This window comes from Nocardioides ginsengisegetis, assembly GCF_014138045.1.
Lineage (GTDB): Bacteria > Actinomycetota > Actinomycetes > Propionibacteriales > Nocardioidaceae > Nocardioides > Nocardioides ginsengisegetis.
This window is the reverse complement of record NZ_JACGXA010000001.1, coordinates 1,744,535-1,769,855: the sequence shown is the minus strand read 5'-3', so window position 1 is coordinate 1,769,855 and position 25,321 is coordinate 1,744,535. Positions and strand designations below refer to the sequence as shown.

Genomic DNA, 25,321 nt, shown 5'->3' with positions numbered 1-25,321 from the left:
GCGACTTCGGCCGAAGCCGCAGGTCAGCAGGGTGTTGACAGGCGGGCCGGTGCCGCCGCAGGGTATGCCGGTCCGTCCATGCAGATCGTGGTCGGCGAGCCGCCGTCCGAGTGGCCGGGTCAGAGGGTGGGGTGCCAACCACTCGTCCAGTCCTGGTTCGCGGAGGCCGGCTCGCCCCATGAGGGCGGATGCGGAAGGACCCCGTGTCCCCTAGACAACACCTCGGCCTCGGCAGCCGGTCGTTCCCTGGGTGGTCCGAAGGGTCCGGGGGCCTTCCGCGACCTGCATGAACCAGCGTCGGAACCTCGGCTACCTTTGCGCACGTGCTCCGACGGTCCCTCCTCGCGCTGATCGCAGGCGGGCTCACCTCCCTGGCGTTCGAGCCCGTCGCCGCCGCGTGGCTGGTCCCGATCGGCGTGGCCGGGTTCGTCCTCTCCACCCGCGGCCTCCGTGCGACGCGGGCCTGGGTCCCCGGCCTGGTCTTCGGGATCGCGTTCTACTTCCCGCTGATCTGGTGGATGCGGGCCGTCGGGTCCGACGCCTGGGCCGCCCTGGCCGGCATCGAGGCGCTCTTCTACGGCGTGCTGGGCAGCGCGACCGCCGTGCTGGCCCGACAGCGCCTGTGGCCGCTGACCGTCGCCGCGGCCTGGGTGACGATGGAGTCGGTGCGCAGCACCTGGCCCTTCAGCGGCATGCCGTGGGGCCGGCTCGCGTTCGCGACCGTCGACACCCCCGTCCAGGACGCCCTGGCGTACGTCGGCAGCACCGGGCTGGGCTTCCTGCTCGCCCTGATCGGGTGCCTGCTCGCGGGGGTCGTCGTCGTGACCGGGCGGACGAGGCTGGTCGCCGCGGGCGCACTCGCCGCGGTCCTCGGCCTCACGGTGCTGCCGGCCCTGGTGCCGTGGGGCTTCCACGCCGACCGCGAGATCACGGTCGCGGCGGTGCAGGGCGACGTGCCGGGCAACGGCGACGACATCCTGCTCGACTACCGCCAGGTCACGCGCAACCACGTCGAGGCGACCATCCAGCTGGGGAGCGAGGTCGACGCGGGGGAGCGGCCGCGCCCGGACTTCGTGATCTGGCCCGAGAACTCCACGGCCGTCGACCCGTTCCTCGACGCGGAGACCAACGCGGGGATCCGGGCCGCCTCCCAGGCGATCGACGTACCTCTCCTCGTGGGGGCGATCGTCGAGGCCGGCCCCGAGCACGTCCTCAACCAGGGCATCGTCTGGGAGCCAGGCGTGGGCGCGGGGGACCGCTACACCAAGTGGCACCCGGTGCCCTACGGCGAGTACATCCCCTTCCGGTCGTTCTTCAGCGGCAACTTCGGGCGGCTCGCGCTCATCTCCCGCGACATGCTGGCCGGCACCCGCACCGAGCCGCTGACCATCGCCGGGGTCGAGGTCGCCGACGCCATCTGCTTCGACGTCGCCTACGACGACGGCCTCTACGCCCAGGTCTCCCGCGGCGCCGAGATGCTGACGGTGCAGACCTCCAACGCGACCTTCATCCACACCGACCAGATCGACCAGCAGTTCGCGATCAGCCGGCTGCGCGCGATCGAGACCGGCCGCTACGTCGTGGTCGCGGCCACCAACGGCGTGTCCGGCGTGATCGCCCCCGACGGCCGGGTCCTGGACCGGGCCGGGACCCGCACCCGCGACGTGCTGGAGGAGCGGATCGGCCTCGACACCGCCGTCACGCCGGCCGTGCGGCTCGGCGCGTGGCCCGCACGAGTGTTCACCGGTGTGTCGTTGATCAGCCTCTTGGCAGGTCTCCTCCCGTATCGTCGACGTCGACACTCTCCGCGTGTCGACGAACCCGACGAATGAGAAGTTGCCCGTGAACACCGACGACCTCGGTCGCGTCGTGGTGGTGATCCCCACCTACAACGAGGCGGCCAACCTGGCCTGGATCGTGGAGCGTGTGCGCCGCGCCCAGCCGACCGTCGACGTCCTCGTCGTCGACGACGGTTCCCCCGACGGGACCGGCCAGATCGCCGACGAGCTCGCCGCGTCCGACCCGCAGGTCCGGGTGCTGCACCGCACGGCCAAGGGCGGGCTCGGTGCGGCCTACCTCCACGGCTTCGCCGTCGCGCTCGCCGAGGGCTACGACGTGATCGGGGAGATGGACGCCGACGGCTCCCACCAGCCCGAGCAGCTCGGCCTGCTCCTGGACGCGCTGCACACCGCCGACCTGGTGATCGGCTCGCGCTGGGTGCCGGGTGGCTCGGTGGTGAACTGGCCACGGCGTCGCGAGGCGCTCTCGCGCGGCGGCAACCTCTATGTCCGGATGCTCCTCGGGATCCAGGTGAAGGACGCCACCGCCGGCTACCGCCTGTTCCGTCGTACGACGCTGGAGAAGATCGACCTGGCCACGGTGCAGTCCACCGGCTACGTCTTCCAGACCGACATGGCCGTCCGCACGCTCCGGGCCGGGCTCACCGTCCGCGAGGTGCCGATCGAGTTCGTGGAGCGGGTCCGCGGCGACTCCAAGATGAGCGGCGCCGTCGCCACGGAGTCGCTCAAGCGGATCACCGCCTGGGGTGTGCGCGAGCGCACCGAGCGGCTCCGCCGCGCCGTCCGGCGTGGATGATCCGGGCATGATGGGGGCATGAGTCCCCGCCGACGCCGGATCACCCTGTGGGTGCTGTTCATCGTCTTCGTCGTCGTGCCGCTGGTCGAGATCTACGTCCTCATCCAGGTCGGCCAGGTCATCGGCGCGTGGTGGACCGTCGTCCTCCTGGTCCTGGACAGCCTGCTCGGCAGCTGGCTGATCAAGCGGGAGGGCGGGCGGGCCTGGCAGGCGCTGCGGTCCGCGTTGCAGACCGGCCGGATGCCGGCCGCGGAGCTCGCCGACGGGGCGCTGATCCTCATCGGCGGCACCCTGATGCTGAGCCCCGGCTTCGTGACGGACGCGCTGGGCATCGTGCTGATCCTGCCCTTCACGCGGCCCGTCGCCCGTCGGTTGCTCACCACCGTGGTGACCCGGCGCCTGCTCGCGGCCGGGCCGCTCGCGGGGCCCGGAAATGCACGTCGCCCCGGACCGGGATCCGGGGGATCCGTGGTCCGGGGCGAGGTCGTGGACGAGTGACCCCAGCGGGGTCAGGCGCCGTGCGTCAGGCCGAGGCCTTGCGCTTCTTGGCGTTGGCACGGTGCAGGTGCGCCGGGCCGATCTCGCCGCCGCGCAGCAGCTCGAGGCGCTCCTTGAGGATGTCCTCGAGCTCCTTCTCCGAGCGACGCTCCAGGAGCATGTCCCAGTGCGTGCGGGCCGGCTTCTCGTTCTTGGCCTCGGGCTGGATGCCGGCGACGCTCAGCGCCTCGGCTCCACAGCGCGGGCACTCCCAGACCGCGGGGATGTCGGCCTCGACCGACATCGTGATCTCGAACTCGTGGTTCTGCGGACAGCGGTAGCCAACCTGCTGACGGGCTGCGAACTCGATGCCGCGCTCGTCCTCGAAACTCTGGCCCCCGAGTCGCGCTCCACGCAGTGTGCGCTCTGCCATGAGCCACCTCCCAATCTTGTTTCCCCCGTTGACATGACCGAGACGGATCAGGACCCGAGTCGTGACGCCAATAAGACGTCTACCCAGTCCAGTCAAGCCTCAATCTTCTCAACGGTAGTGGGGCGCCCAAGATTCCGACAATCGCCGGCTGTGGCTCAGACCACCTGGGGAGCCGTGTTGCCGGCCTCCTCGATGCCCCGGCGGGGGTCGACGCGGGCGAGCAGCGCCATCCCCACGGCGAAGAAGACGACGAGGGCGACGATGGCCGGCCGGTAGGAGTGGGTCAGCTGGTGCACGACGCCGAAGACGAGGGTGCCCAGCCAGCTCGTGCCCCGCTCACAGGCCTGGTAGAGCGAGAAGTACTCCGCCTCCCGGCCGCGGGGGATCAGCTGGCTGAAGAACGACCGTGAGAGCGCCTGCGTGCCGCCGAGGACCAGGCCGATCCCGACCGCGAGGGCCAGGAACAGCACGACGTTCTTCTCGGGCATGAAGTAGGCGACCACGACGACGACCATCCACATGGCCAGGCCGCCCAGGATGACCTGGCGGCTGCCCCGGGTCGCGGCCAGCCGGCCGAACAGCAGCGCGCCGAAGAACGCCACGAACTGCACGAGCAGGATCGTGGCAATCAGCACCGAGGTGTCGAAGCCGAGCTGCTTGTCGCCGTACGTCGACGCGGAGACGATCACGGTCTGGATGCCGTCGTTGTAGAAGAGGTAGGCCAGCAGGAAGGTCAGCGTCATGGGGTAGTTCCGCATGTCCTTCAACGTCGCCCAGAGCTGGCCGAAGCTCTGCCGGACCAGGCCGCCGGGCTCGCGCTCGACGGCCAGCGGCTCGCGGTTGTGGATGCCGCGGTAGGGGATGATCGTGAAGATCGCCCACCACGCCGCCGCCGAGAGCATGCTGAGCCGGACGGCCATCCCGGTCCCGAGTCCGAGCGAGTCGTGCAGGGTGACCACCGCGAGGTTCACGGCGAGCAGCAGGCCGCCGCCGAGGTATCCCAGCGCCCAGCCCCGGGACGAGACTCGGTCACGCTCGTCGGGCAGGGCGATCTCGCAGAGGATCGCGTCGTAGACGACGAGCGACGACCCGAGACAGATGTTGGCGACGAACAGCAACAGGACGCCGAGCTGCCAGTCCGTCCCGGTCACGAAGAACATCAGGGCCGCCGCGAGGCTGCCGGCCCAGGCGAAGCCGGCCATGATCGACTTCTTCTTGGCGGACCGGTCGGCCGCCGCGCCGACCACCGGCAGGATCAGTGCCGAGACGATCGTGGCGATGGTGACGACGTAGAAGACCAGGGAGCCGGGGGAGATCCCGAGGCCGAGGACGTGCAGGTTGTCGGTGCACATGAGGCCCTTGTCCTCGTCGGTGACGAAGCCGCAGGCGGCCCGCTCGGCGACCGAGATCAGGTACGGCGCGAAGAGGACCGTGCCGATGGTGGTGACGTAGGCGCTGTTGGCCCAGTCGTACCAGTACCAGGCCTTCTGCTCCCGAGCCCTCGCCAGGGGAGTCAGGTCGGCGAAGCCGGGTGTTGCCGTCATGGGACGTCCCTCCATTGACCGCGTTCGACGAGGACCGCCCTGAGTATGTCGGTGCGGTCGGTCATCAGGCCGTCGACACCACGGTCGAGCAGCTCGTGCATCTCGGCGGGCTCGTCGATGGTCCACACGTGCACGTGCTTGCCCGCCGCGTGCGCCCGGCGTACGAGCCCCGGCGTGGCGACGACCCACCGGCCGCGCCGGTGCGGGATCTGCAGGGCCATGACCCGACCGCGCGTGAGCCGGTCGGCGAGCCGGCCGGTCGGCAGGAAGCGGAAGGCGACGATCTCGGCGGGGTGGCCCGAGGTGGGCACCCGACCGGCCGTGAGTCGCCGGAAGGTGTTGAGCCGCCGTCGCGAGAAGCTCCCGACCAGCAGCCGGTCCCACGCCTGCCGCTCCTCGACGAACCGCGCCAGCGCCGTGACGGAGCCCTCGGACTTGAGGTCGATGTTGAAGCGCGCCTCCGGGAACGCGTCGAACAGCTCGGCCAGCCGCGGCACCCGCTCGGTGCCGCTGACGAGCGCCTCGCTGACCTCGGCGTACGTCATCTCCGCCACCGCGCCACGGCTGTCGGTGACGCGGTCGAGCACCCGGTCGTGGAAGGCCAGCAGCACGTCGTCGCGGGTGACGTGGACGTCGGTCTCGAGGTAGTCGTAGCCGAGCTCGACCGCGTGCCGGAACGCCGCCATGGTGTTCTCGAGGCCCTCGATCTCCGGGTGGTAGGCGCCGCCCCGGTGGGCGAAGGCGAGGACGGCCCCGGGCTGGCGGAGCACCTCGTCGAGGTAGGCGTATCCGGTGCGCGGCGAGGTCACGCCTGAAGTATCCCCACCGATCGGCGTGCACGGGCCGCCAACACGTCGGGGGAGCGGTACGGTCGGGGAATGGACTCCTTCACCTGTCCTCGCTGCGACACCGAGATGGTCGCTCGCCCCCTCGGCTCTGACGGGGAGGTCATGCAGTGCCCCGAGGGGCACGGCGTCTTCCTCTCCCGCGCCGACCTCGGCTCGCTCATCGAGGCCGAGACCGACTGGCACCGCAACGCCAGCCAGCAGACCACGCCCATCCCGCGGATCAGCGCCGACATGGTCGCCCCGCCGGCGGCGAAGGCACACGCCCGCGCCTGGGTGGAGACCCTCTTCCGCTGACCCCGGTCGGATCGGTGGTCGAGCTTGCCGAGACCTCACTCGTCGGCCGGCGCGATCTTCGGTGGTCGAGCTTGCCGAGACCTCACTCGTCGGCCGGCGCGATCTTCGGTGGTCGAGCTTGCCGAGACCTCACTCGTCGGCCGGCCGCCCCGAGCGCCCGCGAGCCAGGGCGCTCAGGTCGTCCAGTCGGCCCTCGATCAAGGCGATCCGCTTCGCGCGTCCCCAGTTCTGGATCTGCTTCTCGCGGGCGAAGGCCAGTCCGATGTTGCTGAACTCCTCAGACCAGACCAGTCGTACGGGGAGGCGGCTGCGGGTGTACGCAGCGCCGTGCCCCCGTGCATGTTGCTCAAGACGAAGCGTCAAGTTGGTGGTGCTGCCGACGTAAAAGGACCCGTCCGCGCACTCGAGGATGTAGGTGACTCCCATCCCCTGATCGTGCGACGCACCGAGGGATCGCTCAAGCCATGCTGTGGGGCCCTGTGGATGTGGGTCTCGGCAAGCTCGACCAACGAAGGACGTCAGATGTCGCGGAAGGGCTCGATGTTGGCGCCGAGGAGGTTGAGCCGCTCGGCGAGGTCCTCGTAGCCGCGGTGGATGACGTACGTCGACCGCAGCACCGACGTGCCCTTGGAGGCCAGCATGGCGAGCAGGATGACCACGGCCGGGCGCAGCGCCGGCGGGCAGACGATCTCGGTGCCGGTGAAGTGCGTGGGGCCCTCGATCATCACGCGGTGCGGGTCGAGGAGCTTGACCTGTCCGCCGAGCTTGTTGAGCTCGGTGAGGTAGATCGCGCGGTTCTCGTAGACCCAGTCGTGCAGCAGGGTCTGGCCCTCGGCGACCGCGGCGATGACCGCGAAGAACGGCAGGTTGTCGATGTTGAGGCCGGGGAACGGCATCGGGTGGATCTTGTCGAGCGGCGCGTGCAGCTCGGACGGCTGGGTGGTCACGTCGACCAGACGGGTCTTGCCGTTGAGGGCGGCGTACTCCTCGGAGCGGGAGTACTCGAAGCCCATCTCCTCCAGCAGCGCGAGCTCGATCTCGAGGAACTCGATCGGGACGCGGCGGATCGTGATGGCCGACTTCGTGACGATCGCGGCGGCGAGCAGCGACATCGCCTCGATCGGGTCCTCGCTGGGGGCGTAGTCGACGTCGACGTCGATCACCTTCACACCGGTCACGGTCAGCGTGGTGCTGCCGATGCCGTCGACCGCGACGCCGAGCTTCTGGAGGAAGAAGCACAGGTCCTGGACCATGTAGTTGGACGACGCGTTGCGGATGACGGTCGTGCCGGGGTGCAGCGCGGCCGCCATCAGGGCGTTCTCGGTGACGGTGTCGCCGCGCTCGGTGAGCACGATCGGGCGGGTCGGCTCGATCGCGCGGTTGACCATCGCGTGGTAGAAGCCGTCGGTCGCCTTGACCTCGAGGCCGAAGGGACGCAGCGCGGCCATGTGCGGCTCGATCGTGCGGGTGCCGAGGTTGCAGCCGCCGGCGTAGGGCAGCTCGAACTCGTCGGAGCGGTGCAGCAGCGGGCCAAGGAACATGAGCACCGAGCGGGTACGGCGCGCCGCGGCCTCGTCGATCCGGGCGAGGTCGAGGTCCTTGGGCGGGATGATCTCGAGGTCGTTGTCGGCATTGAGCCAGCGGGTCTGGACGCCCATGGAGTTGAGCACCTCGAGGAGGCGGTTGACCTCCTCGATGCGGGCGACCTTGCGCAGCGTGGTGCGACCCCGGTTGAGCAGCGAGGCGCAGAGGAGCGCGACACCGGCGTTCTTGGAGGTCTTGACGTCGATACTGCCCGACAGGGTCGTGGGGCCGGTGACGCGCAGGTGCGTGGGGCCGGCGCCCAGCGCGACGATCTCGGAGTCGAGCGCGGCACCGATCCGGGCCAGCATCTCGAGGGAGAGGTTCTGGTGGCCCTTCTCGATCCGGTTGATCGCGCTCTGGCTGGTGGCGAGGAGCTCGGCCAACTGGTGCTGGGTGAGGCCCCGGTGCTTGCGGGCGTCCCGGATCAGGTTGCCGATGCGTCCCTTGTATCCCTCAGTCATGTCAGCCAAGGTAACTCATATATGAGATAAGACAAGAAAGCGCGCCGAGGCTCACATCTGTTCGCGTTGGGCCCGGATGCAAGGATTGGCCCCATGCGTGCCACCACCATCCATGCCCCCCGCGACATCCGGCTCTCGGAGGTCGACGACCCCACCATCACCGCGCCCACCGACGCGATCGTCAAGGTGACGGCCGGCTGCATCTGCGGCTCGGACCTGTGGCCCTACCGCGGCGAGAACGACATCGACGCCGGGTCGACCATCGGCCACGAGTGCGTCGGCGTGATCGAGGAGGTCGGCTCGGCCGTCACCTCCTTCAAGCCCGGCGACTTCGTCATCGTCCCGTTCGACCACTGCGACAACACCTGCCCGCACTGCCGCGTCGGCATGCAGGCGGCCTGCGACAACCTGGGCTTCACCGCGAGCGGCCAGGCGGAGTACTCCCTGGTGACCCAGGCCGAGGGCAGCCTCGTCAAGACCGACGGGATGCCCGACGCCTCGCTGATCCCCTCGCTGCTCACCCTCTCCGACGTGATGGCCACCGGCTGGCACGCGGCCGTCGCGGCCGGCGTGCGCAAGGGCGGCACGGCCGTCGTCGTCGGTGACGGCGCGGTCGGCCTCTGCGGCGTGCTCGCGGCCTCGCAGATGGGCGCCGAGAAGGTCATCGCGATGTCCCGCCACGAGCCCCGCCAGGCGATCGCCCGCCAGTTCGGCGCCACCCACGTCATCGCCGAGCGCGACGAGGCGGGCACCGAGGCCGTCATGGAGATCACGGGCGGCGTCGGCGCCGACGCGGTGCTCGAGTGCGTCGGCACCGACCAGGCGATCAAGACCGCCTTCGCCGTGGCCCGCCCCGGCTCGACCGTCGGCTTCGTCGGCGTCCCGCACGGCGTCGAGCTGCCGGTGCGCCGGATGTTCCAGAAGAACGTCGGCCTCGCGGGCGGCATGGCCCCGGTCCGCCAGTACCTCCCCGAGCTGCTCGACCTGGTCACCAGCGGGGCGATCAACCCCGGCCTCGTCTTCGACGCCACCATGTCGCTGGACGACGTGGCCGAGGGCTACAAGGCGATGGACGAGCGCCGGGCCATCAAGGTGCTGCTCCAGCCCTGAGCCTGCTCCCGAACCACCCCTGACGAGGTCGTGTGCCGGACCACTACAGTCCGGCACATGACCTCGTTGGTGCTCGGCCCCTTGCTCCGCCACGTCGACGACACGTCGGCGACGATCTGGGTCGAGACGGCGGACGCGGCCACGGTGACGGTCACCGCCGGCGAGCACCGCGCCAGCGCCCCGACGTTCGGCGCCCACGGCCACCACTACGCGCTCGTCGAGCTCACGGGGCTGGCGCCCGGGAGCCGGACGGCGTACGTCGTGGACGTCGACGGCGAGCGCGTGTGGCCGGCAGCGAGCCCGGAGAGCGGGGATTTCCCGCCGTCGGTGATCGCGACGCTCGAGCCCGGCAAGCCCCTGCGGATGGCGTTCGGGTCGTGCCGCGTGAGCCTGCCGCACGACGAGGCCGGCACCGCCAAGCACGGCATCGACGCGCTCCGCTCCTACGCTCTCTTCATGGCCGGCATCACCAGCGACGCCTCGCCCGAGGACACCCAGCGCTGGCCCGACCTCGTGCTCTTCCTCGGCGACCAGGTCTACGCCGACGAGACCAGCGAGGCGATGCAGGAGTTCATCGAGGCCCGCCGCGGGACCGACCAGCCGCCGGGTGAGGAGATCAAGGACTACGAGGAGTACGCCCACCTCTACGCGCTCGCGTGGAGCGAGCCGGCCAACCGCTGGCTGCTCTCGACGCTGCCGAGCGCGATGATCTTCGACGACCACGACATCCGTGACGACTGGAACACGTCGTACTCCTGGAAGCAGGAGATGGAGCAGACCTCCTGGTGGCACGAGCGGATCGTCGGCGGGCTCGCGGCCTACTGGGTCTACCAGCACCTGGGCAACCTCAGCGCCGCCGAGCGGGCCGAGGACGCGCTGTGGCAGCGCATCTCGACGTACGACGGCCCCGGCGAGCTGGACATCACCGCCGAACTCGACGAGCTGGCCGACCGCGCCGACCAGGAGCCCACGAGCTACCGGTGGAGCTTCACCCGCGACTTCGACACCCAGGCCAGGCTCGTGGTGATCGACTCGCGCGCCGCTCGGGAGCTCGCCCCCGACCACCGCTCGATCCTGGACGCCGACGAGCTGGCGTGGTTCGACGAGAAGATGCAGGGCGGCTTCGACCACCTGCTCGTCGGCACCTCACTGCCGCTGCTGCTGGCGCCGGGCCTGCACCACGCCGAGGCCTGGAACGAGGCCGTGGCCCAGGGCGCCTGGGGCCGCGTCGCGGCACGGGTGGGGGAGAAGCTGCGCCAGGCCGCGGACATGGAGCACTGGGCGGCGTTCCAGGAGGGATTCCGCTCCGTGGTCGACCTGACCCTGGCGGTGGCCGCGGGGGAGCGGGGGAGCGCCCCGAAGACGATCACCTACCTGTCCGGGGACGTGCACCACAGCTACGTGGCCGAGGCCTGGCCCGACGAGCGGGTCGAGAGCCGCGAGATCTCGACCAGGATCCTGCAGGCGGTGTGCTCACCGATCCGCAACCCGCTCCCGCCGTTCATGCAGCGCCTCACGGCCCGGGCCGCGCGGCGCTCGGCGGGCCGCTTCGCCCGCCGGTTGTCCAAGGCGGCGAAGGTGCCGCTCACGGGACTGGACTGGGACATGCTCGCGGGGCCGTGGTACGACAACAACCTCGCCATCCTCGAGCTGCAGCCCGAGGGCATGAAAATGTGGTGGACTGCCGGCGAGGTGCGCGACGGCAACCTGGACCGGCCCGTCCTGCGTCGCGTGGCGACGGTCGACGGCCTGGCCTGATCAGGCTGGCGTCAGCTGCGCACCCGGCATCGACACGGGCTGGCAGTCGCACGTGTCCGAGCAGGCCAGGTAGGTGTGCACGGCGTGCCCGCAGTGCGCGCACGGCATGTCGTGCGACAGGTGGTGTCCATGGTTGTCGTCAACGGTGTCCCACATGATGTCCAGTCCCTCCGGTGTCCCCTGGCGCGTCCCCCACGCGCTTGTTCCACCTTGCCCCCCGACCGGCCGAAAAGTCCGGAGGTTGCGGGCAACCTGAGCGCGTCGTGCAGAAGTCGGGAGGATCGTGTCCCGGCCCCTGGCCCGAACGGGCCATGCGCCATGGTCAGTGCCGGCCACGGGTGCGCCGCCGAACCGCCATGAGCCACTTCTCCTGTGCCTCCGGTGGCACGATGAGGGCGTGACCAGCAGCCCCGCGGAGCAGCAGCGTCTGCGCGACCTCGCACGGCTCCGGCGCGTCCGGGACCGGATCGACCGTGACTACGCCCAGCCGCTCGACGTCGAGGCGCTCGCGCGCGACGCGCACATGTCGGCCGGTCACCTGAGCCGTGAGTTCAAGCGGGCGTACGGCGAGTCGCCCTACAGCTACCTCATGACGCGGCGGATCGAGCGCGCGATGGCACTGCTGCGCACCGGGGACCTCTCGGTGACCGAGGTCTGCTTCGCCGTCGGCTGCTCCTCGCTGGGCACCTTCAGCACCCGCTTCACCGAGCTCGTCGGCGTGCCGCCGAGCACCTACAAGGCGCAGACCGACGGCGCCACCGCGGCGATGCCGTCGTGCCACGCGCGCCAGGTCACCAGGCCGATCAGATCGACCATGACCGCATCGATCAGGAATGAAGAAGCGCACGGGGTGGGGCCGGACCTAGCGTGAGCCGCATGGACATCACCATTCACTACGCCTTCCTCCCGCACACCGATCCCGAGGCCTCGCTCGCCTTCTACCGCGACACGCTCGGCTTCGAGGTCCGCAACGACGTGGGGTACGCCGGCATGCGCTGGATCACCGTCGGTCCCGCCAACCAGCCGGAGACCTCGATCGTGCTGCACCCGCCGGCCACCGACCCCGGCATCACCGACGACGAGCGACGTACGGTCCTGGAGCTGATCGCCAAGGGCAGCTACACCGCGCTGACCCTGGCCACCGACGACCTCGACCTGGTCTTCGGCAAGCTCGAGGCCAGCGGGGCCGAGGTGCTCCAGGAACCCACCGACCAGCCCTACGGCGTCCGCGACTGCGCCTTCCGTGACCCGTCGGGCAACCTGCTCCGCATCAACCAGCGCGCCTGAGACGACCGTCCACCACGACCGAGGAGCCGCCAGGCATGTCCCCGCAGAGCACACCCGCCGACAGCCACGACCTGATCCGCGTGCAGGGCGCCCGCGAGAACAACCTGAAGGACATCAGCCTGGAGATCCCCAAGCGCCGGCTGACGGCGTTCACGGGGGTCTCGGGCTCGGGCAAGAGCTCGCTGGTCTTCGCGACCATCGCCGCGGAGTCCCAACGCCTGATCAACGAGACCTACAGCGCCTTCCTGCAGGGCTTCATGCCGTCGCTGGCGCGGCCCGAGGTCGACTACCTCGACGGTCTGACGACAGCGATCATCGTCGACCAGGAGCGGATGGGCGCCAACCCGCGGTCGACCGTGGGCACGGTCACGGACGCCAACGCGATGCTGCGCATCCTCTTCAGCCGGATCGGCACCCCGCACATCGGGCCGCCGACGGCGTTCGCCTTCAACGTCCCGACCCGCGTGGCGAGCGGGATGATGAAGACCGACAAGGGCCAGGGGTCGACATCCGTGGTCCGCAACGCGGTCTACCAGGGCGGCATGTGCGCCAAGTGCGAGGGCATGGGGGCGCTCAACGACTTCGACCTCACCGCGATCTACGACGAGTCGAAGTCGTTGTCCGAGGGGGCGCTGCTGGTGCCCGGCTACAGCATGGACGGGTGGTACGGCCGGATCTTCAGTGGCGCCGGCCTCGACATGGACAAGCCGATCGCGAAGTACTCCGCCCGCGACCTCAAGAAGCTGCTGTACGGCGAGCCGGAGAAGATCAAGGTCGACGGCGTCAACCTCACCTACGAGGGCGTGCTGACCAAGGTCCAGAAGTCGATGCTCTCCAAGGACGTCGAGTCGATGCAGCCGCACGTGCGCCGGTTCGTCGAGCGGGCGGTCACGTTCACCACCTGCCCGGACTGTGACGGGACCCGGCTCAGCGCGGAGGCACGGTCCTCCAAGATCCGCGGCCGCAACATCGCCGAGCTCTGCGCGATGCAGATCACCGACCTGGGGGAGTGGCTGCGCGAGCTCGACGAGCCGTCGGTCGCGCCGCTGCTGGCGGGCCTGCGCCACCTCATCGACGCCTTCACCGAGATCGGGCTGGGCTACCTGTCCCTGGACCGGCCCTCGGGCACGCTGTCCGGGGGAGAGGCGCAGCGGACCAAGATGATCCGCCACCTCGGGTCGTCGCTGACCGACGTGACCTACGTCTTCGACGAGCCGACCATCGGTCTGCACCCGCACGACATCGAGCGCATGAACCAGCTCCTGCTCCAGCTGCGCGACAAGGGCAACACCGTCCTGGTCGTCGAGCACAAGCCCGAGACCATCGCGATCGCCGACCACGTCGTCGACCTGGGCCCGGGGGCCGGCACGGCCGGCGGCAGCATCTGCTTCGAGGGCACCGTCGAGGGCCTGGCCGAAAGCGACACGACCACGGGTAGGCATCTCCACGACCGGGCCTCGCTCAAGGGGTCGCTGCGCGCGCCGACCGGCACGCTCGAGGTCCGCGGCGCGAGCACCCACAACCTGCGCGACGTCGACGTGGACCTCCCGCTCGGTGTCCTCTGCGTCGTCACGGGGGTTGCCGGCTCCGGCAAGAGCTCGCTGATCCACGGATCGGTGGCCCAGCGCGAGGGCGTGGTGGTCGTGGACCAGGGAGCGATCAAGGGGTCGCGCCGCAGCAACCCGGCGACGTACACCGGACTGCTCGAGCCGATTCGCAAGGCCTTCGCGAAGGCCAACGGCGTGAAGCCCGCGCTGTTCAGCTCCAACTCCGAGGGCGCCTGCCCGGCGTGCAACGGCGCCGGCGTGATCTTCACCGAGCTGGGGGTGATGGCGACCGTCGAGTCGCTGTGCGAGGAGTGCGAGGGGCGCCGGTTCCAGGCGTCGGTGTTGGAGTACACCCTGGGCGGCCGCAACATCGCCGAGGTGCTCGCGATGCCGGTCGTCGAGGCACTCGACTTCTTCGGTGACGGCGACGCCGCGACGCCCGCCGCGCACAAGGTGCTCGAGCGGCTCGCGGACGTCGGGCTCGGCTACCTCACCCTCGGCCAGCCGCTGACGACGCTGTCCGGCGGTGAGCGGCAGCGGCTCAAGCTGGCCGTGCAGATGGCCGACAAGGGTGACGTCTACGTGCTGGACGAGCCCACGACCGGCCTGCACCTCGCCGACGTCGAGAACCTCCTCGGCCTGCTCGACCGACTGGTGGAGTCCGGGAAGTCGGTGGTCGTGATCGAGCACCACCAGGCCGTGATGGCGCACGCCGACTGGATCATCGACCTCGGCCCCGGGGCGGGGCACGACGGGGGACTGGTGGTGTTCGAGGGCACGCCGGCCGCGTTGGTGGCGGACCGCTCCACGCTGACGGGACAGCACCTGGCGGCGTACGTCGGAGGCTGAGAAGCGTTCTCAGTCGGGGGCGTCGCGCTCCGGGGGCGGCACCGGAGCGGACAGCAGCCCGTAGACGGGGGAGCGGGCCGCGGCGGCGCGCACCCCGGCGGCGGTCGAGGCGAGGTAGCCCTGCGAGGTCGCGAGCGAGCGATGGCCGAGGAAGTCCATCAGCTCGACCGCGGTGCCGCCGCGTTCGACCAGTCGGGTGGCAGCCGTGTGGCGCAGCGCGTGCACCAGCGCGCCCCGGGCACGCGCCGCGTTGACGCCGGCATCGCGGTAGACGAGCTCGACGAGGTACTGGAGCGCGCCGGTGCGCATCCGCTGGCCGGTCCGGTCGACGAACAACGGGTCGTGGGGTCGCCACCAGGCCCACGGGTCGCCGTCGCTGGTGACGCCGCGCTGGCGCGCGGTGCCGGGAAATCTGGCCCGCCGGCTGTCGAGGTAGGAGTCGAGGAAGTCCAGGAGGACCGGCTCCACCGGGATCGAGCGCTCCGCGTCGCCCTTGCCGAGCACCTTGATGCGCTCGTTGCCTGCCGTGCGGGTGACGTCGCCGATGTCGACGGCGAGCAGCTCGGCCGAGCGGACGCCGGTGACCATCGCGGTGAGCACGACGGCCGCGTCGAGCTCGGGCCAGGGCTGGCGACGGCGTACGGCGGCGTCGGTGAGGGTCCGCACGATCCGGGCGGCGTCGTCCTCGGCGAAGGGCTTGGGCAGCCGCTGGGGCGACCTGGGCTTGCCGACGCCGGGCATGGGGGAGCCGTCGAGGTGCTCCTCGGAGACGAGGTACTCGAAGAAGCCGCTCCACGTCGAGTGGGCACGACGGATGCTCGCCGCCGCCCGACCCTCCGACCAGGTGCCGAAGGCGTGGCGCAGCACGGACAGCGTCAGGTCGCCGACGCGCAGGTCGTCGACGGTGCGGCCGAGGTGTGCCGCGGTGACGGTGATGATCGCGGTCAGGTCACGCGTGTAGGCCGCGCGCGTGTGGGGCGAGTCCTTGCGCGGCGCCCGCGCCAGGAACCAGCCGTCGATGGCGTCGTGCACCAGCAGGTTGCCCTTCATGGACGGCGACGCTAGCGACGACCACCCCCAACGCCGGTCCCGAATGACAAGGGTGTCGTTTGCTGCATAATGCCCGGTATCCAGCAGTTATCCGGGGGTCGGGTCGGCGCAGCTGGCCGGGCGTGGACCGCCGGACCGCCTGGCGCGAGGTCGTGCCGCGTCGACGGGGCATTCTCGGCAAGCACGCGCCAACCAGGTGCCCGTGACGCGGAAATGTCGCCGGCGTCGCGACACGACGTCGCTGAGGATCGCTCTGACAGAACTCGGTGTCCCGGAGCTCTATGGCAACGGACACCGGGACGCGTGCACCATGCCGTTTGGTCATCAACGGCACGTCAGGACTGCAATTTCATGCCGTTGGGGACCAAACGGCATGCATGCGGACCGGTCCTCGGCAGGATCTCAGCCCCTTCCGACGACCGTTTCCATATCGCCGATAACTGACATTATGTCAACTTCTGTGTTGCGGACCTCCATCGGATGGAGCAGGAGCCGTTTCCTCAGTCCCCCGCCGTGCGGTCAGCAAGCCAGCGATGAAACTCGGGCAGGAGGTCGTCTCGGTAGAAGGGGTCCACCTCGGTCCCGGCCAGTTCCAGGTACAGATCTGGTCGCCAGGCTCGGAGGACGTTGCAGCTCGTCTGGCCGAGGCGCCACTCCGGAAAGACCAGGTGAGCGCCCCTGACCGCGCTGTCGAAGTCGCTGGCGGAGACGACCACGCGGCGGAGGTCGCGCCTGTCTTCTTCTTCTGCCGTGAGCGCGTCCACCAGTAGCCGCACGATCTCTGGCTCCACTGATCACTCCCTCGCACCGCATCACAATCGGCCCCGCCGTACACGCCCCCGACATTGACACCCAGTGCCACTCCCCTCCGGGAACGACACGGGTGTCGTTCGCCCTCCGGCTCCCACGGGCTGGCTACCGTGCCCCCGTGCTGATGCGACACCGAATCGACCCCGCGGAACTGCGTGACCTCGAGCCCTGGCACGCCGAGGAGCTCGCCGCGTTCTTCCGGCGTTCGGGCACCGACCTCTACGACTGGCTGCCGTGGGAGCACTTCGAGTCCAGCGAGGCCACCAAGGGTTTCCTGGAGAGCTTCTCCCGCGGTCGGGCCGACGACACCCGTCGCCTCTTCGGGATCTGGCTCGATGACGTGCTCGTGGGCGGCACGCTGTTCCCCAGCATCAACCTCCGCGCCGGGACCGCCGAGATCGGCGTCTTCCTCGCCCGGGAGGCACGCGGCCAGGGCATCGTCACCAGGGCCGTGGAGAGCATGGTCGACTGGGCGTTCGGTGAGCGTCGGCTCCGCCGCGTCGAGTGGCGCTGCTCCCCCGGCAACGTCCCGAGCCGAGCGATCCCCCAGCGGCTCGGCTTCACCCACGAGGGCACGCTGCGCCAGGTGTTCCCAGTGCGCGAGGACTTCCACGACCTCGAGGTCTGGGCCCTGCTGCGCGACGAGTGGCGCTCCTGACCCGACGTCGATGAACCCCCGGCTACTGCCTGATGGCGGATCCCGTGGGCACGACCTGTGCGTCGCGCTCCGCCTCCCCCTCGGCGCCGCCCTCGACGTGCAGCTCGGGCAGCCACTCGAGCCAGCCGGGCAGGTACCAGTTCCACCGACCCAGCAGCACCATGCTGGCGGGCACCAGGACGGTCCGGATCAGCGTGGCGTCGATGAACAGCGCCACGGCGACGCCGAACCCCATCTGCTGGAAGCCGACGAGGTCACCCTGGGCGAAGCCGACGAACACCACCACGATGATCAGCGCCGCACCGGTGATGATGCGCCCCGTCGCACCGACGCCGTGCGCGACCGCGTCGACGGTGTCCCCCGTGGCCAGGTAGCGCTCCTTGATCCGGGTGAGCAGGAAGACGTGGTAGTCCATGGACAGCGCGAACAGCACCGAGAACAGGAACACCGGCACCCACGGCTCCACCCGGTCGATCTGCCGCAGCCCGAGCAGATCGGCGCCGTGGCCGTCCTGGAAGACCAGCACCATCAGGCCGTAGGCGGCGCCGACGGACAGCAGGTTCAGCACGACGGCCTTCAGTGGCAGCACCACCGATCGGAAGACGAGCAGGAGCAGGAGGAAGCTCAGCGTCAGGACGAAGGTGATCACGATCGGCAGCCAGTGGTCGATCAGCGCGGCGTAGTCGATGTCGAAGGCCGTGGTGCCGGTGACGTACACCGGGGCGTCGACGCCGTCGAAGGCGGTGGGGATGTAGTCCCGTCGCAGCCGGGTGATCGCGGCGCTCGCCCGCGAGCTCGCCGGATCACCCTCCACGACGACCTCGACGAGGGTGAGGTCCTCCCCCGGCGCCGTGGTCACGGTGGAGGGGCCGAAGTCGGGGTCGGCAGCGACCCGCTCCTCCAGTCGTGCGACGGCAGCAGCGACCTGCGGCGAGGACGGCGCGTCCACCACCACCTGGGCCGGGCTCGGACGCACGCCCTGGGGAAAGTACGTCGTGAGGGCGGCGAAGCCGCGTTGGGTCACCGTGTCGCTCGGCAGCGTCGTCAGGCCCGCCGACCCGGTGCGGAGACCGAGCACCGGCAGCGCCAGCAGGACCAGCAGTCCACTGGCCACGACGACCGTGACCACCGGGCGCTTGGTGGCCCGCCCGACGGCGCGCCGCCAGAAGGGGCTCTCCCCGCCGTGCTGACGCGGGACGAACGGGATCCTTCCCCGCTCGATGCGGTCTCCGAGCAGCGCCAGCGTCGCCGGCAGCAGGGTCAGCGCGGCGGCCACGGTGACGAGGCCGACCACGATCGCCCCGAAGGCCAGGCTGCGCAGGACCGTGTCCGGGACGAGCAGCATGCCGAGCAGGGCCACCACGAACGACAGCCCCGAGAACAGCACGGCCTTGCTGGCCGTGGCACCACAGACGGCGATCGCGGCGAGTCGGTCCAGGCCGGCGTGCCGTTCCTCCCGGAAGCGGGAGGTGACGAACAGGGAGTAGTCGATCCCCAGGGCCAGGCCCATGGCGATCACCATGTTGACGATGAAGAACGACAGGTCGGTGGCCTGTCCGACCACGGCCGAGACGCCCACGGCGACGACGATCGAGGCCACGGCCATCAGCAGCGGCACCGACGCGGCGACCACGGCCCCGAAGACCAGGAGCAGCACGACCAGGGCCGCCGGCAGGCCGAACTGCATCTCGCCCTTCTCGAGGTCGTGCTGCGAGACCAGGGTGAAGTCGTAGCCGAGGGTCCACTGCCCCGTGATCGTCGCCGCGACACCGTCCTGCGCGTCGACGCCCTCGACGGCATCCACCACGTCGGCGATCCCGGCGGTTGGGTCGGCGCCGCCGTCGTCGTTCATCACCACCGGGACCAGCACCGCCGTGCCGTCCTGGGACACCAGTCCCCCGGCCCCGGTCGCGAAGGGGTCGCCGACGTCCTTGACGCCGTCCGCGGCCGCGAGGTCCGTGCGGAGCCGGGCAACGGTGGCACGCAGGTCGGCGGCCGTGCCGGACTCGGACCGCACGACGACGTACTCGGTGACCTCGTTGCGCGCCGGGAACCGGTCATCGATCAGGTTGAACCCCTTGAGCGAGTCCGGCTCGGACTTGATCGACCCCTCGGTCGTCAGGGCCGAGCCGAGCAGCATCGCGCTCGACAGCAACGCCAGGGCGAGGACCACGCTCCAGACAGCCAGGGTGCGCCACGGGTGCCGGGCACACCGGACTGCGAGTCGTTGCACCGCCGACGTCTGCATGAGCACCACCCGATTCGACCGCTGTCTCCGGGCTCCTTCTTCCTGCGTACGCCGACCACCTCGACGTGTCGATAGCGCGGACGGACTAGGGCGATCCGGCACCGGCCTCCACCAGGCCGGTCACCTGCTTTCGCGCCAGCACGATCCCCTGCGGCGACTTCTCGTCCGGCTCGCGCTCGCGCCAGGTCGTGCTCACGACGTCGAAGCCCGCGTCGCGGAGCAGCACCTGGATGGCGTCGAGGTTGATCCGGTGGAAGGTCAGCCGCATCGGGATCCCGGCCGCGTCGGTCCGATGGGACGGCTCGTCGCCGACCTGGAAGGCCAGCAGCAGGTGCCCGCCCGGGCGCAGCACCCGGTGCAGCTCGGCCAGCGCCCGGGGCTGGTCGGCCGGCGGCACGTGGATCAGGGAGTACCACGCCAGCGCTCCGTCGTACGACGCGTCCTCGGCCGGTAGGTCGAGCAGCGAGCCCTCGGTGTAGGCGTGGCCCGGGTGGTCGCGTCGCGCGACCGCGAGCATGCCGGGTGAGAGGTCGACGCCGCTCACGTCGAGGCCCAGGCCGCCGAGGTGGCCGCAGATCCGGCCGACACCGCAACCCGCGTCGAGCACCGGCCCTCCCCCGGCGGCCAGCACGAGCTCGGCGAAGACGGCCAGCATCGCCCGCGCCACCGGGAAGGAGTCGAGCTCGTGCCGGACGAAGTCGGCGTACGCCTCGGCCATCGCGTCGTAGGAGGACCGGGTGTCGGCGACGTAGTCGTGGCCGTCGGGTGCGGTCATCAGCGCGGCGAGCGGTGGTAGTCCGGCGCCTCGCCGGCCCGCAGGTTGCCCCGGTAGACGCCGTCGCGGATCTCGACCGTGTAGCCCTCCAGCTCCGGCAGTCCCATCTCGGTGGCGACCCTCAGCTCGTGCTCCCAGTCGTAGGGCACCCGGGCGAACTGGATGCCGAACGGCGCCTCCTCGGTCCCGTCCACCACGCCCTCGAGGATGACGTAGACCGGGGTGGGGTCCCCCATGCAGTTGCCGACCGAGCCGGTGTTGAAGACGGTGCGGCGCTCCCGGTCGGTCTCGTAGTAGGGGTCGTGGGTGTCGGCGTAGCCGACCACGTCGGGCAGCGGACCGTCCCCGGTCGCCGGCGTGTTGGTGAAGAGCCCGAGGAACTCCGCCTCGTCGTGGTCGAACCGCACCCGCCGGTGCACGGTCTCCTCCGAGGCGTGGAACAGCCTGATCCGGCGTCCGCTCATCGTGAAGTCGTGGGAGAACGGCAGGGATCGCAGCCACTCGCCCTGCCCCGGGCCGAGCTGCTCGAGCCACCAGCGCAGCGCGTCGGTGTCGAACTCGCGCGTGGGGTCCGGCAGGAAGTCGTCCCAGTTGCCGAGGATGTTGACCTCGCACCGCTCCCGGCACAGGTCGACCACCTCGCGGCCGCGCGGCCCCTTGCCGACGTAGTCGCCGAGGTTGAAGATCCGGGTGATCCCCCGGGCGTCGATGTCGGCCAGGACGGCCTCGAGGGCCGTCAGGTTGCCGTGGACGTCCGAGATGAGGGCGATCCGGTCGAGGGGCGGGTCGAGGGGCGAGGCAGGCACCGGACGACCCTAGGACAGCACTTCCCCCATTTGGTGGAGTGAACCGCCCGCCTCCGGCCGCACGATGGTGGCAAGGCGTCTCGGGCGAGCGGATCTCGAGCGGAGCAGCCATGAACGCGGTCCTCAACCACGACGATCACGACCTGCCCGACCCCGGCCACCGACGACCCGCCGGCGTCGACGACGCGACGGTCCTGGCCCTGGGGAAGTTGTCGGAGGCCTTCGAGGTGGTCGAGGAGGCCCGAGGCCTTCTCTACGCCTTCCACCGGCGCATCGGCACCGCGGACCTCGCCCTCGGGAGGGCCGTCGAGCTGCTCCAGTGCGCCGGCCACACCGACCTGGCCGACCGTCTCGACCGCGAGCTGCTCGGCCGCAACGTCCTCGAGGGGCGCTGGACCTTCCAGGTCCTCGAGGAGTACGACGCGGGCTACTACGCCACGTTCAAGTCGCTCGAGCAGGAGGCCCGGGAGGCGCTGGTCGGCGGTCGCCGGCACCTCTACGAGGCGGAGTGGAAGGAGGACGAGCGCACGCACGGCCATCCCGACCACACGGCCCTCCCCTGACCGCCTGACCGCCCGTCAGCCGCGGTCCAGCGCGGCGTACGTCGGCGTGAGGTCCCGCCAGCGCCCGTGCCACGCCCCGGCCGGCCGGTCGGCCGACCAGCCGCCGTCGTGGGCGGGGCCGTCCAGGGCGAGCGCACGACCGAGGTCCTCCAGGTGGACCTGCCAGCCCGCGCCGTGGAAGTGCAGCGCACCCAGGGGCAACCCGCGCTCCTCGACGACCAGCCGGGTCCGGTCGCCCTCGGGCGTCAGCCAGGCCTCGATCTGCGACTCCTCGTCGGTGCCGGGGGCGGACGTGAGCAGCAGGTGGTGCGGGGCCTCGCAAGCCTCGACCCGCAGCGACCCGGCCCAGGTGCTGGTCATGACGACCTCGACGGTCCCGCCCGGGTGGAGCTCGCCGGTGACCTCCGCGATCCAGCGCGCGAGCCGCTCGGGTGTCGTGCAGGCCTCCCACAGGTCGGCGATGCCCGTGTCGTAGACGTCCTCCACCCGCACCGCGCCCCGCTCCTCGTCGAGCGCCCGCATCGTCCCGGTGATCCTCATGGTTCCCCCGCCTTCGTGTCGTCGGCGCGCGCGGCCTTCCTGCCGCGTGCGATCTCGGTGTGCAGGGCGTCGAGCCGCTGCTCCCAGCGGACGCGGTAGTCCCCCAGCCAGGCGTCGAGCTCGGCCAGCGGCTCGGTGCGGAGCCGGTAGATCCGGCGCTGCCCCTGCTGCTCCGCCTCGACCAGCCCGGCCTCCCGCAGCACCCGCAGGTGACGGGACACGCCGGGCCGGGCGATCGGCAGCGCGTCGGCCAGCTCGCCGGCCGTCGCCGGGTGGTCGCGCAGGATCCCGAGCAGCGTACGACGGCTGCCGTCGGCCAGGGCCTGCATCACCGCGTCCATGGTGACGAGCGTACCCGATTGGTTACGTACCCACAAGGTTACGCGACAAGTGCCCTACAGGTCCCGGAGCGCCGGCAGCACGTCCTCGACGACGGTCGTCGTCCACCCGACGGGATCATCGCCCCGGGGCATGGCCGTGACCAGGGTGATGCCGAGGTCGGCGTAGGCAGTCATCTCCCGCAGGAACTCATCGCGCTCGTTGGCGGGGTCGGCCATGGCGAGCACGGTCTTCTCGATCTCGTCGTAGTCGCGACCGGCGTCGTCGCAGTGCCGGCGCAGGACGTCGAGCTTGTGGGCGACCGCGTCCCGACCCGTGCCGAAGAGGTTGCACGCGTCGGCGTACTGGGCCACGAGCCGCAGGGTCTTGCGCTCACCGCTGCCGCCGATCAGGATGCGCGGCCGCGGCTCCTGGACGGGCGCCGGCACGCACACGGTCTCGGCCAGCCGGTAGTGCTTGCCCTCGAACGGCCCGTCGTCGTCGCTCCACATCTGGCCCACGATCCGCAGCGTCTCCTCGAGGCGCTCGAACCGTTCGGACGTCGAGGGGAACGGGACGCCGAGACCGGCGTGCTCCCGGTCGTACCACGCCGCTCCGATGCCGAGCATCGCGCGACCGCCGGAGAGCACGTCGAGAGTCGTGACCGTCTTGGCCAGCAGGCCGGGGTGTCGATAGGTGACGCCGGTGACGAGAAGGCTGAGCCGCACCCGCTCGGTCACGGCGGCGAGGTAGCCCAGGGTGGTGTAGCCCTCGAGCATCGGCTCCGGAGGGCCGCCGAGGTTCTCCATCTGGAACCAGTGGTCCATGACGGTGAACAGTGACGCCCCGCCCTGGTCAGCGACGCGGGCGGTCTCCGCGAGGCGTGGGGCGAGGTCCGCAGGACCGCCGCCGTGACTGAAGTTGGCGTAGTGGATCCCCAGCTGCATGCCCGCGACAGTAGCCGTCGTCCCGCGACCGGTGCCCCTACGCTGGTGGACATGGCCCAGCCGGCAACGCCGTTCCTGCGCATCGACCTGGTCCGCCTGCGCGCCAACGTGCGCGCGATGGCGGACCTCTCCACGTCGTCCCGCGTCGCCCTGCGCCCGCACGTCAAGACCCACAAGACGATCGAGATCGGCCGGCTCCAGATGAGCTCGGGCGCGGTCGGCATCACCGTGGCGACGATCGGCGAGGCCGAGACCTTCGCGGGGCACGGGTTCGACGACATCTTCATCGCCTACCCCCTGTGGCTGCACCGTCCTGCTGCACGGCGGCTGGAGGACCTCGCGTCCTCGGCCCGCGTGGCCATCGGCGTGGACTCGGTCGAGGGCGTCGCCCAGGCCAGCCGGCTGCTCGGCACCTCGGACATCGAGGTGATGGTGGAGGTCGACAGCGGTCAGCACCGGAGCGGGGTGCGGCCCGAGGACGCCGGCGCCGTGGCAGACACGGCCCGCCGCGCCGGGCTCACCGTGCGGGGCGCCTTCACGTTCCCGGGCCACAGCTACGCACCGGGTGCCGGCCGTGCCTCCGCAGCTGCCCAGGAGTCGGCGGCCCTCGCGGCGGCCGCCACGTCCCTGCGGGCAGTCGGGATCGAGCCGCGGGTGCTGAGCGGCGGCTCGACGCCGAGCATCGCCGACACCGACCTCGACGTCGTCACCGAGATCCGGCCGGGCGTCTACTGCCTCGGTGACGCCCAGCAGTGGGAGCTCGGCGTCATGAAGCCCGCCCAGATCGCGCTGACCTGTCGCGCCACGGTCGTCAGCCACGCCGGCGGCCGGGTCGTCCTCGATGCGGGCAGCAAGGTGCTGGGCGCCGACCGTGCGCCCTACAGCACCGGCCACGGGCGACTGCTCGAGCATCCGGACGCCCGGATCGTGATGCTCGCCGAGCACCACGCCGTCGTGGAGATGGGCGACGAGGCGCCGCCCGCGCTCGGCAGCAAGGTCGACGTGGTGCCCAACCACGTGTGCGCCGCGGTCAACCTCGTCGACACGCTGTACGCCGACGAGGCGGGCGCCCTGCGCGCCTGGCCGGTCGCGGCCCGGGGCCGCAACAGCTGACCCTCCCCCTTACGATCGGCCGCATGCTGAAGCGCTCCCTCATCTCCGCGGCCGCCCTCGTGGCCGTCACCACCCTCGCCGGTTGCGGCGACGACGCCTCGACCACGGCCACGGACCGTCCCTCGCGTGAGGCCACCGGCCCGGCCTGCACCTACACCGACGACGGCCGCCCGCCGGCCGACAAGGTCGACCTGCCGCCCGACCACGCCGCCGTGAGCGGCCAGGAGAAGGTCACGATCTCGACGAGTGCCGGTGACATCACCGCCACGCTCGACGCCGACAAGACCCCGTGCACGGTCAACTCGTTCGTGTCGCTGGCCGACCAGGGCTACTTCGACGGCACCGAGTGCCACCGCCTCACCACGCAGGGCATCTTCGTGCTCCAGTGCGGTGACCCGACCGGCACCGGCGCCGGCGGCCCGGGTTACGCGTTCGACGACGAGCTCGACGGCAGCGAGACCTACGGCGCGGGCACGCTCGCGATGGCCAACGCCGGCCCGAACACCAACGGCTCGCAGTTCTTCCTCGTCTACGCCGACAGCCAGCTCCCGCCGGCCTACACCGTCTTCGGGCACATCGACGACGCCGGCCTGAAGGTCGTCAAGGGCATCGCCGACAAGGGCACCGCCGACGGCGGCCCGGACGGCGCGCCGAAGGACAAGGTCGAGATCTCCTCGGTCAAGGCCGACTGACCGGCCCCACCAGC

Annotated in this window: 27 protein-coding genes; 13 read left to right on the top strand and 14 right to left on the bottom strand. The window is 70.8% G+C overall.

Going from position 1 to position 25,321, the window contains the following annotated elements; all coding sequences use genetic code 11:
* Positions 1 to 323: 323 nt before the first annotated feature.
* From lnt to FB382_RS08395, 3 genes are read left to right on the top strand one after another with little or no spacing between them, the layout of a single operon-like run.
* Positions 324 to 1,832 carry an apolipoprotein N-acyltransferase gene (gene lnt / locus FB382_RS08405; protein ID WP_182538347.1) on the top strand — a complete coding sequence of 503 codons (1,509 nt, stop codon included), beginning with the start codon at positions 324 to 326 and terminating at the stop codon, positions 1,830 to 1,832.
* Positions 1,833 to 1,842: 10 nt separating this feature from the next.
* Positions 1,843 to 2,595: a polyprenol monophosphomannose synthase gene (locus FB382_RS08400; RefSeq protein ID WP_343055528.1), complete on the top strand. Its 753-nt coding sequence runs from the start codon at positions 1,843 to 1,845 to the stop codon at positions 2,593 to 2,595.
* 18 nt (positions 2,596 to 2,613) lie between these two features.
* On the top strand, positions 2,614 to 3,093 hold the full coding sequence (locus FB382_RS08395) for an FxsA family protein (RefSeq protein WP_182538345.1): 480 nt from the start codon (positions 2,614 to 2,616) through the stop codon (positions 3,091 to 3,093).
* A gap of 25 nt (positions 3,094 to 3,118) precedes the next feature.
* Here FB382_RS08395 and FB382_RS08390 read toward each other — a convergent pair whose 3' ends face one another.
* From FB382_RS08390 to FB382_RS08380, 3 genes are all read right to left on the bottom strand, one after another.
* On the bottom strand, positions 3,119 to 3,505 hold the full coding sequence (locus FB382_RS08390) for an RNA polymerase-binding protein RbpA (RefSeq protein WP_125036051.1): 387 nt from the start codon (positions 3,503 to 3,505) through the stop codon (positions 3,119 to 3,121).
* 155 nt (positions 3,506 to 3,660) lie between these two features.
* Entirely contained in the window at positions 3,661 to 5,049 is a 1,389-nt protein-coding gene (locus tag FB382_RS08385) for an MFS transporter (RefSeq protein ID WP_182538343.1), read from the bottom strand.
* The gene (locus FB382_RS08380) at positions 5,046 to 5,858 is read right to left on the bottom strand and encodes a glycerophosphodiester phosphodiesterase family protein (protein WP_182538342.1); all 813 of its coding nucleotides are present in this window, start codon (positions 5,856 to 5,858) and stop codon (positions 5,046 to 5,048) included. The genes FB382_RS08385 and FB382_RS08380 overlap by 4 nt, the downstream gene beginning before the upstream one ends.
* 69 nt (positions 5,859 to 5,927) lie before the next feature.
* Between FB382_RS08380 and FB382_RS08375 the strand changes: the two genes are divergently transcribed.
* The gene (locus FB382_RS08375) at positions 5,928 to 6,191 is read left to right on the top strand and encodes a zf-TFIIB domain-containing protein (protein ID WP_182538340.1); all 264 of its coding nucleotides are present in this window, start codon (positions 5,928 to 5,930) and stop codon (positions 6,189 to 6,191) included.
* Positions 6,192 to 6,320: 129 nt separating this feature from the next.
* On the opposite strand, the gene FB382_RS08370 is transcribed toward FB382_RS08375, so the two are convergent.
* Positions 6,321 to 6,617, bottom strand: a complete 297-nt coding sequence (locus tag FB382_RS08370; RefSeq protein WP_182538339.1) for a GIY-YIG nuclease family protein — start codon at positions 6,615 to 6,617, stop codon at positions 6,321 to 6,323.
* A 92-nt stretch (positions 6,618 to 6,709) separates the two neighbouring features.
* On the bottom strand, positions 6,710 to 8,236 hold the full coding sequence (locus FB382_RS08365) for a helix-turn-helix domain-containing protein (protein ID WP_182538337.1): 1,527 nt from the start codon (positions 8,234 to 8,236) through the stop codon (positions 6,710 to 6,712).
* 93 nt (positions 8,237 to 8,329) lie between these two features.
* Between FB382_RS08365 and FB382_RS08360 the strand changes: the two genes are divergently transcribed.
* Together FB382_RS08360 and FB382_RS08355 are read left to right on the top strand one after the other, a co-directional pair.
* The gene (locus FB382_RS08360; protein ID WP_182538335.1) at positions 8,330 to 9,346 is read left to right on the top strand and encodes a zinc-dependent alcohol dehydrogenase family protein; all 1,017 of its coding nucleotides are present in this window, start codon (positions 8,330 to 8,332) and stop codon (positions 9,344 to 9,346) included.
* Between the two features lie 57 nt (positions 9,347 to 9,403).
* Positions 9,404 to 11,104 carry an alkaline phosphatase D family protein gene (locus FB382_RS08355; protein ID WP_182538333.1) on the top strand — a complete coding sequence of 567 codons (1,701 nt, stop codon included), beginning with the start codon at positions 9,404 to 9,406 and terminating at the stop codon, positions 11,102 to 11,104.
* Here FB382_RS08355 and FB382_RS21835 read toward each other — a convergent pair whose 3' ends face one another.
* A complete protein-coding gene (locus FB382_RS21835) occupies positions 11,105 to 11,260 on the bottom strand; it encodes a hypothetical protein (RefSeq protein ID WP_185736148.1) in 156 nt (51 codons plus the stop codon).
* A 241-nt stretch (positions 11,261 to 11,501) separates the two neighbouring features.
* Between FB382_RS21835 and FB382_RS08350 the strand changes: the two genes are divergently transcribed.
* The 3 genes from FB382_RS08350 to FB382_RS08340 are packed head-to-tail and all read left to right on the top strand — an operon-like array spanning position 11,502 to position 14,787.
* Positions 11,502 to 11,975 (top strand): helix-turn-helix domain-containing protein, encoded by a 474-nt coding sequence (locus tag FB382_RS08350; RefSeq protein ID WP_182538331.1) that lies wholly within the window; start codon positions 11,502 to 11,504, stop codon positions 11,973 to 11,975.
* Positions 11,976 to 11,980: 5 nt separating this feature from the next.
* A complete protein-coding gene (locus FB382_RS08345) occupies positions 11,981 to 12,391 on the top strand; it encodes a VOC family protein (RefSeq protein ID WP_125036044.1) in 411 nt (136 codons plus the stop codon).
* Between the two features lie 35 nt (positions 12,392 to 12,426).
* Positions 12,427 to 14,787, top strand: coding sequence for an ATP-binding cassette domain-containing protein (locus FB382_RS08340; RefSeq protein WP_182538329.1), 2,361 nt, complete (start codon positions 12,427 to 12,429; stop codon positions 14,785 to 14,787).
* 9 nt (positions 14,788 to 14,796) lie between these two features.
* Here FB382_RS08340 and FB382_RS08335 read toward each other — a convergent pair whose 3' ends face one another.
* Positions 14,797 to 15,837: a site-specific integrase gene (locus tag FB382_RS08335; protein WP_182538327.1), complete on the bottom strand. Its 1,041-nt coding sequence runs from the start codon at positions 15,835 to 15,837 to the stop codon at positions 14,797 to 14,799.
* Positions 15,838 to 16,337: 500 nt separating this feature from the next.
* Positions 16,338 to 16,628 carry a hypothetical protein gene (locus tag FB382_RS08330; RefSeq protein ID WP_182538325.1) on the bottom strand — a complete coding sequence of 97 codons (291 nt, stop codon included), beginning with the start codon at positions 16,626 to 16,628 and terminating at the stop codon, positions 16,338 to 16,340.
* Positions 16,629 to 16,771: 143 nt separating this feature from the next.
* On the opposite strand from FB382_RS08330, the gene FB382_RS08325 reads away from it, so the two are divergent.
* On the top strand, positions 16,772 to 17,305 hold the full coding sequence (locus FB382_RS08325; RefSeq protein ID WP_246377773.1) for a GNAT family N-acetyltransferase: 534 nt from the start codon (positions 16,772 to 16,774) through the stop codon (positions 17,303 to 17,305).
* Positions 17,306 to 17,327: 22 nt separating this feature from the next.
* Here the strand turns inward: FB382_RS08325 and FB382_RS08320 are convergent, their stop codons facing one another.
* The 3 genes from FB382_RS08320 to FB382_RS08310 form a co-directional block, all read right to left on the bottom strand.
* The gene (locus tag FB382_RS08320; RefSeq protein ID WP_182538321.1) at positions 17,328 to 19,478 is read right to left on the bottom strand and encodes an MMPL family transporter; all 2,151 of its coding nucleotides are present in this window, start codon (positions 19,476 to 19,478) and stop codon (positions 17,328 to 17,330) included.
* A 160-nt stretch (positions 19,479 to 19,638) separates the two neighbouring features.
* Complete coding sequence (locus tag FB382_RS08315) at positions 19,639 to 20,328, bottom strand: class I SAM-dependent DNA methyltransferase (RefSeq protein ID WP_182538319.1); 690 nt, start codon at positions 20,326 to 20,328, stop codon at positions 19,639 to 19,641.
* Positions 20,328 to 21,134: a metallophosphoesterase family protein gene (locus FB382_RS08310; protein WP_182538318.1), complete on the bottom strand. Its 807-nt coding sequence runs from the start codon at positions 21,132 to 21,134 to the stop codon at positions 20,328 to 20,330. Before FB382_RS08310 ends, FB382_RS08315 begins: the two co-directional genes overlap by 1 nt.
* A gap of 110 nt (positions 21,135 to 21,244) precedes the next feature.
* Between FB382_RS08310 and FB382_RS08305 the strand changes: the two genes are divergently transcribed.
* Positions 21,245 to 21,697: a hypothetical protein gene (locus tag FB382_RS08305; protein WP_182538316.1), complete on the top strand. Its 453-nt coding sequence runs from the start codon at positions 21,245 to 21,247 to the stop codon at positions 21,695 to 21,697.
* A 15-nt stretch (positions 21,698 to 21,712) separates the two neighbouring features.
* Here FB382_RS08305 and FB382_RS08300 read toward each other — a convergent pair whose 3' ends face one another.
* The 3 genes from FB382_RS08300 to FB382_RS08290 are packed head-to-tail and all read right to left on the bottom strand — an operon-like array spanning position 21,713 to position 23,502.
* Positions 21,713 to 22,237 carry an SRPBCC domain-containing protein gene (locus tag FB382_RS08300; protein ID WP_182538314.1) on the bottom strand — a complete coding sequence of 175 codons (525 nt, stop codon included), beginning with the start codon at positions 22,235 to 22,237 and terminating at the stop codon, positions 21,713 to 21,715.
* The gene (locus FB382_RS08295) at positions 22,234 to 22,578 is read right to left on the bottom strand and encodes an ArsR/SmtB family transcription factor (RefSeq protein WP_182538312.1); all 345 of its coding nucleotides are present in this window, start codon (positions 22,576 to 22,578) and stop codon (positions 22,234 to 22,236) included. Before FB382_RS08295 ends, FB382_RS08300 begins: the two co-directional genes overlap by 4 nt.
* Before the next feature lie 54 nt (positions 22,579 to 22,632).
* Complete coding sequence (locus tag FB382_RS08290) at positions 22,633 to 23,502, bottom strand: LLM class F420-dependent oxidoreductase (protein WP_182538311.1); 870 nt, start codon at positions 23,500 to 23,502, stop codon at positions 22,633 to 22,635.
* Between the two features lie 51 nt (positions 23,503 to 23,553).
* Between FB382_RS08290 and FB382_RS08285 the strand changes: the two genes are divergently transcribed.
* Together FB382_RS08285 and FB382_RS08280 are read left to right on the top strand one after the other, a co-directional pair.
* Positions 23,554 to 24,615, top strand: coding sequence for an alanine racemase (locus FB382_RS08285; protein WP_182538309.1), 1,062 nt, complete (start codon positions 23,554 to 23,556; stop codon positions 24,613 to 24,615).
* 23 nt (positions 24,616 to 24,638) lie between these two features.
* The gene (locus FB382_RS08280) at positions 24,639 to 25,307 is read left to right on the top strand and encodes a peptidylprolyl isomerase (RefSeq protein WP_182538306.1); all 669 of its coding nucleotides are present in this window, start codon (positions 24,639 to 24,641) and stop codon (positions 25,305 to 25,307) included.
* Positions 25,308 to 25,321 lie beyond the last annotated feature (14 nt).

Bases quoted from the DNA above. Each gene is read 5' to 3' on its own strand.
- FB382_RS08360 (WP_182538335.1), top strand. From the start codon at position 8,330: ATGCGTGCCACCACCATCCATGCCCCCCGCGACATCCGGCTCTCGGAG.
- FB382_RS08345 (WP_125036044.1), top strand. From the start codon at position 11,981: ATGGACATCACCATTCACTACGCCTTCCTCCCGCACACCGATCCCGAG.
- FB382_RS08315 (WP_182538319.1), bottom strand. From the start codon at position 20,328: ATGACCGCACCCGACGGCCACGACTACGTCGCCGACACCCGGTCCTCC.
- FB382_RS08375 (WP_182538340.1), top strand. From the start codon at position 5,928: ATGGACTCCTTCACCTGTCCTCGCTGCGACACCGAGATGGTCGCTCGC.
- FB382_RS08355 (WP_182538333.1), top strand. From the start codon at position 9,404: ATGACCTCGTTGGTGCTCGGCCCCTTGCTCCGCCACGTCGACGACACG.
- FB382_RS08325 (WP_246377773.1), top strand. From the start codon at position 16,772: ATGCGACACCGAATCGACCCCGCGGAACTGCGTGACCTCGAGCCCTGG.
- FB382_RS08385 (WP_182538343.1), bottom strand. From the start codon at position 5,049: ATGACGGCAACACCCGGCTTCGCCGACCTGACTCCCCTGGCGAGGGCT.
- FB382_RS08290 (WP_182538311.1), bottom strand. From the start codon at position 23,502: ATGCAGCTGGGGATCCACTACGCCAACTTCAGTCACGGCGGCGGTCCT.
- FB382_RS08370 (WP_182538339.1), bottom strand. From the start codon at position 6,617: ATGGGAGTCACCTACATCCTCGAGTGCGCGGACGGGTCCTTTTACGTC.
- FB382_RS08335 (WP_182538327.1), bottom strand. From the start codon at position 15,837: ATGAAGGGCAACCTGCTGGTGCACGACGCCATCGACGGCTGGTTCCTG.
- FB382_RS08300 (WP_182538314.1), bottom strand. From the start codon at position 22,237: ATGAGGATCACCGGGACGATGCGGGCGCTCGACGAGGAGCGGGGCGCG.
- FB382_RS08340 (WP_182538329.1), top strand. From the start codon at position 12,427: ATGTCCCCGCAGAGCACACCCGCCGACAGCCACGACCTGATCCGCGTG.
- FB382_RS08395 (WP_182538345.1), top strand. From the start codon at position 2,614: ATGAGTCCCCGCCGACGCCGGATCACCCTGTGGGTGCTGTTCATCGTC.
- FB382_RS08280 (WP_182538306.1), top strand. From the start codon at position 24,639: ATGCTGAAGCGCTCCCTCATCTCCGCGGCCGCCCTCGTGGCCGTCACC.
- FB382_RS21835 (WP_185736148.1), bottom strand. From the start codon at position 11,260: ATGTGGGACACCGTTGACGACAACCATGGACACCACCTGTCGCACGAC.
- FB382_RS08390 (WP_125036051.1), bottom strand. From the start codon at position 3,505: ATGGCAGAGCGCACACTGCGTGGAGCGCGACTCGGGGGCCAGAGTTTC.
- FB382_RS08295 (WP_182538312.1), bottom strand. From the start codon at position 22,578: ATGGACGCGGTGATGCAGGCCCTGGCCGACGGCAGCCGTCGTACGCTG.
- FB382_RS08305 (WP_182538316.1), top strand. From the start codon at position 21,245: ATGAACGCGGTCCTCAACCACGACGATCACGACCTGCCCGACCCCGGC.
- FB382_RS08285 (WP_182538309.1), top strand. From the start codon at position 23,554: ATGGCCCAGCCGGCAACGCCGTTCCTGCGCATCGACCTGGTCCGCCTG.
- FB382_RS08365 (WP_182538337.1), bottom strand. From the start codon at position 8,236: ATGACTGAGGGATACAAGGGACGCATCGGCAACCTGATCCGGGACGCC.